Source organism: Helicobacter pylori (genome assembly GCF_021062735.1).
GTDB classification, from domain to species: domain Bacteria; phylum Campylobacterota; class Campylobacteria; order Campylobacterales; family Helicobacteraceae; genus Helicobacter; species Helicobacter pylori_DN.
Genome location: NZ_JAHXLB010000009.1, coordinates 71,987 through 82,269, shown reverse-complemented (window position 1 = coordinate 82,269; position 10,283 = coordinate 71,987). Strand labels below are relative to the sequence as shown.

The 10,283-nt window shown below is 38.5% G+C and carries 11 protein-coding genes; 1 reads left to right on the top strand and 10 read right to left on the bottom strand.

Going from position 1 to position 10,283, the window contains the following annotated elements; translation table 11 throughout:
- Positions 1–281: 281 nt before the first annotated feature.
- Positions 282–407 (top strand): hypothetical protein, encoded by a 126-nt coding sequence (locus KX581_RS08270; protein ID WP_269201258.1) that lies wholly within the window; start codon positions 282–284, stop codon positions 405–407.
- 292 nt (positions 408–699) lie between these two features.
- Here the strand turns inward: KX581_RS08270 and rpsR are convergent, their stop codons facing one another.
- From rpsR to trpS, 10 genes are all read right to left on the bottom strand, one after another.
- Positions 700–957, bottom strand: coding sequence for a 30S ribosomal protein S18 (gene rpsR / locus KX581_RS05465; RefSeq protein WP_000440196.1), 258 nt, complete (start codon positions 955–957; stop codon positions 700–702).
- A 22-nt stretch (positions 958–979) separates the two neighbouring features.
- On the bottom strand, positions 980–1,525 hold the full coding sequence (locus KX581_RS05460) for a single-stranded DNA-binding protein (protein WP_058330252.1): 546 nt from the start codon (positions 1,523–1,525) through the stop codon (positions 980–982).
- 9 nt (positions 1,526–1,534) lie between these two features.
- Positions 1,535–1,963, bottom strand: a complete 429-nt coding sequence (gene rpsF, locus KX581_RS05455; RefSeq protein ID WP_231175791.1) for a 30S ribosomal protein S6 — start codon at positions 1,961–1,963, stop codon at positions 1,535–1,537.
- Between the two features lie 142 nt (positions 1,964–2,105).
- A complete protein-coding gene (gene holA / locus KX581_RS05450) occupies positions 2,106–3,128 on the bottom strand; it encodes a DNA polymerase III subunit delta (protein ID WP_120873094.1) in 1,023 nt (340 codons plus the stop codon).
- A complete protein-coding gene (locus tag KX581_RS05445) occupies positions 3,118–5,052 on the bottom strand; it encodes an RNB domain-containing ribonuclease (RefSeq protein ID WP_231175790.1) in 1,935 nt (644 codons plus the stop codon). The genes holA and KX581_RS05445 overlap by 11 nt, the downstream gene beginning before the upstream one ends.
- A complete protein-coding gene (locus KX581_RS05440) occupies positions 5,052–5,843 on the bottom strand; it encodes a shikimate dehydrogenase (protein WP_180523967.1) in 792 nt (263 codons plus the stop codon). Before KX581_RS05440 ends, KX581_RS05445 begins: the two co-directional genes overlap by 1 nt.
- Before the next feature lie 7 nt (positions 5,844–5,850).
- On the bottom strand, positions 5,851–6,441 hold the full coding sequence (locus KX581_RS05435) for an SH3 domain-containing protein (protein ID WP_231175789.1): 591 nt from the start codon (positions 6,439–6,441) through the stop codon (positions 5,851–5,853).
- 8 nt (positions 6,442–6,449) lie between these two features.
- Positions 6,450–7,496 carry a microcin C ABC transporter permease YejB gene (locus KX581_RS05430; protein ID WP_231175788.1) on the bottom strand — a complete coding sequence of 349 codons (1,047 nt, stop codon included), beginning with the start codon at positions 7,494–7,496 and terminating at the stop codon, positions 6,450–6,452.
- Entirely contained in the window at positions 7,493–9,271 is a 1,779-nt protein-coding gene (locus tag KX581_RS05425) for an extracellular solute-binding protein (RefSeq protein ID WP_231175787.1), read from the bottom strand. The genes KX581_RS05430 and KX581_RS05425 overlap by 4 nt, the downstream gene beginning before the upstream one ends.
- Positions 9,272–10,252 carry a tryptophan--tRNA ligase gene (gene trpS / locus KX581_RS05420; protein ID WP_231175786.1) on the bottom strand — a complete coding sequence of 327 codons (981 nt, stop codon included), beginning with the start codon at positions 10,250–10,252 and terminating at the stop codon, positions 9,272–9,274.
- Positions 10,253–10,283 lie beyond the last annotated feature (31 nt).

Here is a 10,283-nt window from a genome sequence, read left to right as displayed (position 1 = left end):
ACCATTTGAGTGGCTTCACCGATCTGATAGCCTACGCTTGTGTAAAAGCCGTCGTCTTCAGCGTGGAGCAAAAACGAGAGAGAGAGAGAGAGAGTAAAAGGGTTTTTTTCATGTTTTCTCCTTTTTAAATTAAATTGGGAATCTTATCACAAGATCTCGTTAATTATAGTATGAATTGGTAAGATTTTTGCACTAATTTGGCATTTTGTTGTTTCAAAAAAAAAAAAAAAAAAGGTTTTTGGGTGTTTTGGAAAAATTCTCAATATTAAAAAGGGTTTAAAATGGGATTTAATAGGGATAAAAATGGGGGTTTTTTAACTTGGTGGGATCGTTTTAGATTTGGCTGCAAGACTCTTAAGGGGGTATTTTGGAATAACATTCCCACTAAACCCCCTAATAACGCTTAAGAAATCACCGCCAAAATCAAGCTTTTTTCATTTTGTGAATGAAGCGCCCAAACGCTAAAGACATTTGGGATTTCTGCTTGGGTGGTTTTAAAGGGGATTTTTATCGTTTTTACCTCTAGCGCTCCATAAAAACCAAGCCAAGATTAAATAAGATTAAATAAGATTAAATAAGATTAAATAAGATTAAATAAGATTAAATAAGATTAAATAAGATTAAATAAGATTAAATAAGATTAAATAAGATTAAATAAGATTAAAGGGGGCATGCCCCCTATTAGCCCTAATCAAACATTTAGTGCTGTTTAAAAGGGCTATCCACGACTTTTTTCCTATCCACAATGTAGGGGATTAAAGCCATGTGGCGGGCTCTTTTGATCGCTACTTCCACCCTTTCTTGCCACTTTTTGCTATTGCCTGTCAATCTCCTTGGCATGATTTTATAGCGCTCTGATAGCGTGTGCTTGAGCATGTCTAAATCTTTATAGTCAATAAAGCTGATTTTAGCTTCAGTGTATTTGCAATAGCGTTTTGAATAGCGTTTTCTTTCCATAATTTCTCCTTAATTTTAACCCTTAAAAGGGGATTTCTTCTTCATCAATATTGATTTCAGGCACGCTGTTTTGATACTTGGACGGCTGTGCTTGTAAATTCTCTTTAGCGTGAGCGTTTTGCGCATAACTTTGGGCTTGGTTAAAAGGATCTTGGCTAGGAGCGTTATAATTAGTAGGATAAGCGTTGTTGAAATTCTCATGCATTACGCTATCTTGCATAGCGTTTGCTTGGGGATTGTCTGACTTTTTATCCATAAATTGTAACGAGTCTGCTGTGATGGTGTGGCGGGAATTTTTTTTGCCCGTTTGATCCATCCAGCTCTCATAAGTCAAACGCCCTTCTATCAAAACGCTTGAACCCTTGCTTAAATACTGGTTAGCGATTTCAGCCGTTCGCCCAAACAAACGCGCATCTATGAAGCACACCTCTTCGCCTAGCGTGCCGTCTTGTTTTTTGAAACGCCTGCTTGTGGCTAAACCTATTGTAGCCGCAGCCGAACCGCTAGGCAAATATTTCAACTCCACATTCCTGGTCAAACGCCCTACCATAATCACTTTATTAAACATGATAAGCCCTTATTCGCTATGAGATCCTACGCTTTCTGCTTCCTCTGTGTGGTTAGAATGCGTGTGTTCGGTTTTTTCGTGTTTTTCTTTGGCGTGCGGTGGCTTTTTATTAGCCCTATCCACTAACGCATGCCACGCTTCCACTTCTTTCTTGCTTTCGTATTTGATCACAATGAAACGCAACACATCTTCATTGATGCGATACAATCGTTCAAGCTCTAAAATCATTGACGGCTCCGCTTTGAAATACGCCACATAATAATAGCCTCTTTTATGCTTTTTGATTTCATAAGCCAAATTACGCATGCCCATATCCAGGCTCGTTTCAATCACGCCGTGGTGCTTAGTGATCACTTCTCTGTAAAACTCAATTTTGGATTTAATCTCTTCTTCTACTAAAGTAGGTTTGAGAATAAACATCGTTTCATAATGCCTCATCCATTCTCCTTGTGGTTGTATAGCCCTTTTTTTACTAAAAAAGAGCAAGGTCTAAAAAACTTTTGATTATACCTTGCTTTCGCTTGTTTTTGGATTAAATTGAGTTTTATTGGAATATTAAAGCTCAAAACCAGTTCATTTTTCAAGGGTTAATGATTTTTTGAATGGGGGTCAAATACAAAAAGCCCAATTCCTTTTGCCCTTGCATGCTTTGAATGTGCCATAACCTAAAAATTTCAAAAACCCTCTTATAGCCGGCTTCTTTCAAACGCAGGGCGTTTTTAGCGTAATTTTCGGCAATTTCTTTAGGAGGAGCGTAGCCTAAAACCTCTTTAGCGTCCATTAAACCGGTCGTTTTAATGTGGGCGAAAAATAAAAAAAGCTGGTAAAAATACCGCTCTAACCCCCTTAAAATATCCGCATCTTTTTTGCCCTCTTTTAACAAATAATCATAAATATCAAGCACGCTTTTTTTCAAAAAAAGCCCTAAAATGAGCTTTTGCAAATCCATATCCCCCGCATTAGAGCTTAATTCTTGAATGTCTTCTAAAGTGATGGGTGCGTTTAAAACCGCTAGCTTGTCTAAATCGTTAAATGAAATGCTTAAATCTTCGTTATTAATTTCAAAAAGAGCGTTTAAAAGATGGCCGCTGATGTCTAAATGTAAAGCATTAGCCCTTTCTTGCAAGAACTTCAAACTCTCCCAAGCTTTAGGGGTAAAAAAGCGTGCGCAAATGGCTTCATCTTTCAAGGGGCTTTTTTGGAAAGATTTAACGATAGCATCGCTAGTGTATTTGTATTTGGTGGTGTCGCTTTTAGCATTATAAAGCCCTATGATAAGCCTGTTATGGCTAGGCCGCTCTAAAGCTTTTAAAAAAAGATTGATATCATTTTCTTTAAATTTCTTATGCAGCGCAAAATCCAGTTTTAAAATGACTAAACTGCTCCCTCCAAATAAAGAATCCTGCTCTAAAAGGGTCGCAATCTGGCTTTTTTCATAATCGCTCGCATAAAAAAGCGAAGTTTCTGTGTCAGGGTTATTGCATTTAAAAAGCGAGCTAATCGTTTGAATGTAATAATGGATAAAAAAATCAAACTCCCCATACAAAAACACCGCTTTAGGGAGTCGTTGTTTTAAATAATGGTCCAAATCTTTACGATACATGCTCTTTGATCCTTTCTGTGATTTCGCCTATAACTTGCCCTAAAATCAAATCCGCATGCGTGATTGTAACGCGCACCTTTTCTAAAGGTTTAAAAACCTTGTTCGTTTTGATTAAAACTTTAAGCCCTATTAATTCTTTTAACCCCACCACCACCCAATCTTTAACCTCTAAAACCACGCCCAAAAACTCTTTTTCTAAAAACTCTAAAGCCAAGCGGGCGAATTTGCGTTTGATGAAATCCCTTTCAATCAAAGCGGCCTTTTTTTGTAAAGCGTTCAATTCAGAACATAATTCAGGCGTTTCTTCTAACAAATACGAACAGCCTTTAGCTTGATGGAATAATAATTCTTTTAAAAGCCTGTGTAAGGCTAGATCGCTGTATCGTCTAATGGGCGAAGTGAAATGCGTATAGCTGGCAAACCCCAAACCAAAATGGCTTTCTTGCATGGGGCTATAAAGGGCTAAATTTTGAGACTTGATGATTAGGCGTGAAACTTCTCTTTCTATACTCTTTTCTTTGGCTATCTTTAAGGCATGCTCTAAAAAAGGAAAAAAGCCCATGTTTTTAGGGCGAACAATCTCATAATCAAAAAGCTTGGCGTAAAGGCGTTTTTGCTGCTCCAAACTTGGCTCTTTATGGGTGCGGTATATCCCCTTATTGTGAAAATGCTCATCTAATAACCTCGCGCTAGACTGGTTGGCTAAGAGCATGGCTTCTTCTATAAGAGTGTGTGCATCGCTTTCTTGTTGCGTTTCAATTTTTTCTATACGCCCTTCTTTATTTAAATACAGCTTGTTTTCAAAGGAATTGAAATTAAACCCCTTTTTTAAACGCTCCTTTTTTAACTTTAAAGCCATCTCTAAAAACCCCAAAAGGCTTTGTTGCAAATCTTTATCTAAAGAGCTTTGATTAGCGCTTAAAAAATGATTGATTTCTTCATAAGTGCAATTAGCCCTAACTTCAATGACGCCTTGAGATAATCGGGCGTTTTTCAAATTATCTAAAGGGATTTCATACACTAAAGCCAGGCGTTTTTCAAACGCTTTTAATGAGCATGCCCCTTGAGACAAACTCAAAGGCAACATGGGATAGACGCTGTTAGGGAAATACACGCTAAAGCCCCTAAGCCTAGCTTCTTTATCCAAACTGGAATGTTTCGGCACAAATTCGCTCACATCAGCAACCGCCACAAACAAAACCCTTTTTTCTTGATCATAAAAAATCGCATCGTCAAAATCTTTAGCGTCTTTGGGGTCAATGGTGATAAAAGGGATGTGAGAATAATTGATCCTGTCTTTAAAATCGCTCTCTTTGAGTTGCGCGTAATGTTGGGCTAAATTCAAACAATCTTTTGAAAAATCCTTAATCCTGTCAAAAAGGCTTAAAGAAAGGTTTTCATCTATTAAAGGGTCTTCTAAAGCCCCTAAAATTTCGCTGATTTCACGCTTTTTAAGATCGATCTTTACCACGCAATGCCTGGGCAATTCTAATAAGGATCTTTGGCTGTGCTTTAAAGAAACAGGTTTTTTAAAAGGCTCTTTAAAAGGGATAGCCACAATCTGGTTTTTTTCTTTAGCCAAGTAAGCTATCATCGTGTCTTGCACATCAAAAAGAGCGGCTTTAAAAAAGGCTATGGGGCGTTTTTTAGAACATTCTATTTGGCATAAAATCAAAGCGTCTGTTTTAAAAGATGGGGGTAAGTTTTTGATTAAAGGATCTTTAGGGTAATTTTTCGCTAAAGAAATGAAAAACGCCTTATTTTCTGCCCATTCAATCCTACCTATATCAAAGCCTTCTTTTAAAAAATAGCACTCCTTGTTGAATCCAACCGCTTCTTTTAAAACGCCCCTTTCTATTAGAGGGGCGAATGGTTTAGGGATCTTTTTAACCCCAAAAAACAGGCTTCTTAAAAACCCTTGCATCAAAAAACACTTCGCATGACTTCAAACGCCTTTGAATAAGGGATTTGAGAAGCACTGAATTTTTCAAAACTTAAAGCAGCTTGATAGATGAGCATGTCTTTCCCATCTTGAAAAGGGGTTTTTAACTCTTTGGCTAAAGACAAAAAGGGCGTTAAAAACTCATACGCCAAATCATAAGCGAGCTTGCCCTCTTTAAAATACCCTTTCAAAACCTCTTTATTCAAAGGCAATTCGTTATTCAAACTCGCTGAAGTGGCGTTAATGATCAAATCAAAAGCGCTTTTAGGAGGCTCCATAAAACAATCACAGCCCAAGCGTTGGAAAAAATCCAATCCCCTAGCAGAGCGGTTTAACACGCTCACTTTCAAGCCTTGTTTTTTCAATTCGCACGCTAGGGCTTTAGCGCTCCCCCCAGAGCCTAAAATCAAAGCGTTTTGATAGTTTTTTTGCTTTAAAGAAAGATAAAACCCTAAAGCGTCGGTATTGTAACCCACAAGCTCATCATTTTCTAAAACAAGCGTATTGACTGCTCCGCATTCAAGCGCGATACCTTTGATCTTATCGCAAATTTGAAACGCCCTTTCTTTAAAGGGTAAGGTTACATTAGCCCCACTCAATCCTAAATGCAAGAACTCGTTTTTGATACGGCTTTCTAAAGGGAGTAATATGGGGTGGTAATGCCCTAAAAACCCTAATTTTTTTTGAAAAGTTAAAAAACAAGCGTTATGGATTAAGGGCGATTTGGAATGCTTAATGGGATTTCCAAAAACCCCAAAAGATTTTAATTTCATTATTCTTTCATTCAGCCTTTTTTAAAAGTTTTAAAAACACATAGCCCTTTGTTTTATTAGAAAATTCAATTTCAGCCCAATCGTTTTGGATTTCTAAAACCTTCACGCTTTTATTTTTTAAAAGCAATCCCAAGATTTTACCTTTTGTGCTAGGAAAAGCACGCACATTCACGCCACTGACTGCGACCTTATACTCTAAAGGTTTTTTTCCCATTAAGGGGGTTGTAGGGGTTTTTTGGTTGTTTTGAACGGGCGAGACGCTGTTTTGTTTAGACTCGTTTTCTTTTTCTTGCTCTTGTTTAATCTCTTGTTTAGTTTCTTTTTCTTGCGTGGCTGTTTCTAAAGGTGGCGCTGTGTCTTTGGTGGGGTTTTCTTCTGTGGCGGTTGTGGTCGTGTTGGCTTCTTCTTGTTTGGGCGAAAGCGTGCTGTTTTGACGCTCTGTCTCGGTTTCTTCTATATTTGGGCTTATTGGAGCGCTGTCTTTTTTCACATAAAAACCAAGTGCAGCATGCACTAAAGCATACAACAACATGAACGCCAAAACCACCAACAAAGGCCGCATAAAAAGTTTTAAAGAAGATTTCATCTCAGTTTTCATTCCTACTCTCAACGCTTTTCAAAATCAATCCTAGGGTCAATCACCACGCAGAGCAAATCGCTTATCAAACTCGCTACCAAACCTAAAAGCGTGAAAATATAAAGTGAACCAAACACGACAGGATAATCCCTACTCACAATGCTTTCATACCCTAAAAGCCCTAACCCATCCAGGCTGAAAACAATCTCTATCAATAAGCTTGAGCTAAAAAACATGCCCAAAAAAGCTTGCGGAAAACCCGCCACCACTAATAAAATCGCATTGCGGAACACATGCACATAAAAAATACGCCCCACTGAACAGCCCTTAGCCTTAGCGCTCAGTACATAAAGCTTGCCCATTTCATCTAAAAAAGAGTTTTTCACTAAAAGCGTAAGGCTTGCAAAACCCCCTAAAGAAATGCAAAGAACGGGCAAGGTGATATGCCATAAATAATCTTTGATTTTGCCTAATGCGCTCAAACTTTCAAAATTATCGCTCACTAGCCTTTTTAAAGGGAACCAATGCCAATAATTCCCTCCAGCAAAAAACACGATCAACACCACCGCAAACAAAAAGGCCGGGATAGCGTTAGCGACAATGATCACCACACTGCTTAGCACGTCTAAAGGCTCGTTATTGCGTTTGGCCTTGAAAATCCCTAAAGGGATAGAAATAAGATAGATCAAAAGCGTGCTAAAAAGCCCTAACGAAATGGATACGGGCAATTTTTCCTTAATCAAATCTATCACTTTAATCTGGCGATAAAAGCTCTCCCCAAAATCAAATTGCAGATATTTTTTGAGCATGAGAAGATAGCGCTCCCCTATGGGCTTGTCAAAACCATAGAGTTTTTTTAAATTTTCTAACAAATCGCTCTCCAACCCTTGAGACGCCCTATACGAACGCTCTTTAACAACGCCTTGAATCTCTTTGGACTGCGTGTTATTGATTTTAGCCATCATCTGCTCTATAGGGCCTCCTGGGGCCGATTGGATCAAAAAGAAATTAATCGTCATGATGGCTAATAAAGTGGGGATAATTAAAAGCAAGCGTTTGAGGATGTAAGCAATCATTGAAGATCCTTTTCTTTTATCCACCACAAATACGGCGAAAATCCATAGCTAGGGCTGATTTCAGGCATGCCAATGTAATTATACGCTGCGATCCTGTAATTAGGCAAATAAAAATGCGGTATCACATAAAACCCCCACAACAGCACCCTATCCATCGCTTGAATGGCAGCTAATTGTTCCTTGTAATCTTTAGCGTTAATGATTTTTTCAATCAAACCATCTACCGCTTTACTAGAGATTCCCGCATAATTTCTTGTGCCTTTTTCTTTCGCGCTCAAAGAGCCAAAATAAAAGCGCTGCTCATTACCCGGGAAAGACGATTGACCAATCACTCCTACAATCATGTCAAAATCATAGCTTTTAATCCGATTGACATACTGGCTTAAATCCACTCTTTGGATTTTCATTTCAATCCCTAACACCCTTAAGTTTTTAGCAAAGGCTAGGGCCAGTCTTTCAAAGGCTGGGCTGTTTAAAAGCAAAGTGAAACTAAACGGCTTGTTATTCTTATCCACCAAACGCATGTTTTTGTAAGAAAAGCCCGCACTTTTTAAAAGGTTTTGAGCGTATTTTAAATTTTCCCTCAAATTATCGCCCAAAACATCAGGCCCATCGGTTCTAGGCACAACATAAGGCTCTTTAAAAACCCTTTCATCTAAACTCTTTTCATAAGGGGCTAACAGAACTTTTTCTTCAGGGCTTGGGAGTGGAGGGGACGCATAAACAGAGTTGCTGAAAAAACTGGTGGTACGCTTGTATTGCGAAAAAAACAAATTTTTATTCGCCCATTCAAAATCAAACGCATAAAATAAGGCTTCACGCACCCTTTTATCCTTAAAAATTTCCCGGCGCGTGTTGAAGAAAAACCCTTGCATGCCGCTTGGCATTTTATGGGCTATGAGGTATTTAGTGATTTTTTTATTATCCATAGCTTTCCCCACATAGCCCCTAGCCCAAATTTTAGCCGTGCTTTCAATGCGCCAATCATACGCCCCGCTTAAAAAAGCCTGTAAAGCGATGGTTTCGTCTTTATAATACTCAAATTTGATCTCATCAAAATTGAATTGCCCCTTTCTGCTAGGCAAATTCCTCGCCCAATAATTAGGGTTTTTTTGGTAGGTGATTTTCTTACCCACATCAAAAGAAGCGATCACATAAGGGCCACTAGAAACAGGAATGAGTAAGGGGTTTTTTTCAAAATAATCCTTTTGAAACGCTTTTTTGGAAAAGATTTGCAACTGCCCTAAAATGAGAGGCAACTCTTTATTTTCAGTGGTTTTGAAAATGAATTTAACATGGTGTTTGTCTAAGATAACCGCCTTTTTAACATCTTGGTAATACTGCCTATAAATAGGCGATCCTAATTTCATGATCGTATCAAAGCTAAACTTCACATCGCTCGCTAAAATGGGAGCGTTATTGCTAAATCTCGCTCTTTTATCTATCGTAAAAATCACATAGCTATTGTCTTTAGCCACTTCTGCGTCTTTAGCGATTAAGGGGTATTCTGCAAAAGGTTCGTCTAAACTTTGCACCATTAAAGTGTCATAAATCAGATCCAAGCCTTCGGCTTTAGTGCCTTTAAGCGCAAAAGGGTTAAGGCTATCAAAAGTCCCTATGGCGTCATTTCTTAAAACACCGCCTTTTCTGGCGTTAGGGTTAGCGTATTCAAAATGCGTGAAATTGTCTTTATATTTAGGCTCTTCGCCCAAGTATAAATAAGGCGTAGCCTTAAGGAAACAAAACACCCCTAACCATAAACTTAAAATTTTCATCTAAATCAACCCCATCAGTTCTTTAGCCTTCTGGTAAGTCGCCCTCGCTAAGGGCCTAGCTTTTTCAGTGCCGCAATTTAAAACGGCTTTCACCTCATCATCGCTGATTTCTTTGTATCTTTCTTGGATAGGTTTTAAAGCCTGGATCATTACTTCAGCTAATTCCTTTTTAAAATCCCCATAGCCTTTATTTTTGAAACGCTCTTCTATCTTTTCTGGGCTTTCATTGCTTAAAAGCATGTAGATATTTAAAAGGTTAAAAATCCCCTCTCTTTTTTCATCAAATGCAATAACGCCCATAGAATCAGTGGCCGCTTTTTTGATTTTTTTTACAACAATGTCCGGCTCATCTAAAAGAAAAATCGCATGGTTAGCCCCTTGATGCGATTTACTCATCTTCACTTTTGGATCATCTAGCCCCATAACCCTTGCCCCCACTTTAGCGATCAAAGGTTCTGGCACTTTAAAGCAATTCCCAAAATCCCTGTTAAATTTTTCTGCAATGTTTCGCGTGAGCTCTAAATGCTGTTTTTGATCTTCGCCCACTGGCACTAAATCGCTTTGGTATAATAAAATATCTGACGCCATCAAAATAGGGTAATTGAAAAGCCCCACATTCACGCTTTTAGGGTTTTTTAAAGACTTGTCTTTGAATTGCGTCATTCGTTGCATTTCCCCCATAGACACCTGGCAATTTAATAGCCACGCTAAAGCCGGGTGCTCATCCACTTCACTTTGAATGAATAACCCCGATTGCTTAGGACTAATCCCGCAAGCTAAAAGCAATTTGACCAGCTCATAGGTTTGGGATTTTAAAAATGCAGGATCTATGGGTAGGGTGATCGCATGCGAATTGACGACGCAAAAAAGGTTTTCATATTCATCTTGCATCTCTACCCAATGCTTGATCGCTCCTAGATAGTTGCCCAAGTGGATTTGTCCGGTAGGTTGGATGCCTGAAAAGACTCGTTTTTTGTGCATGTTGTTTCTCGTTGTTTTAGTTAGTGTTATT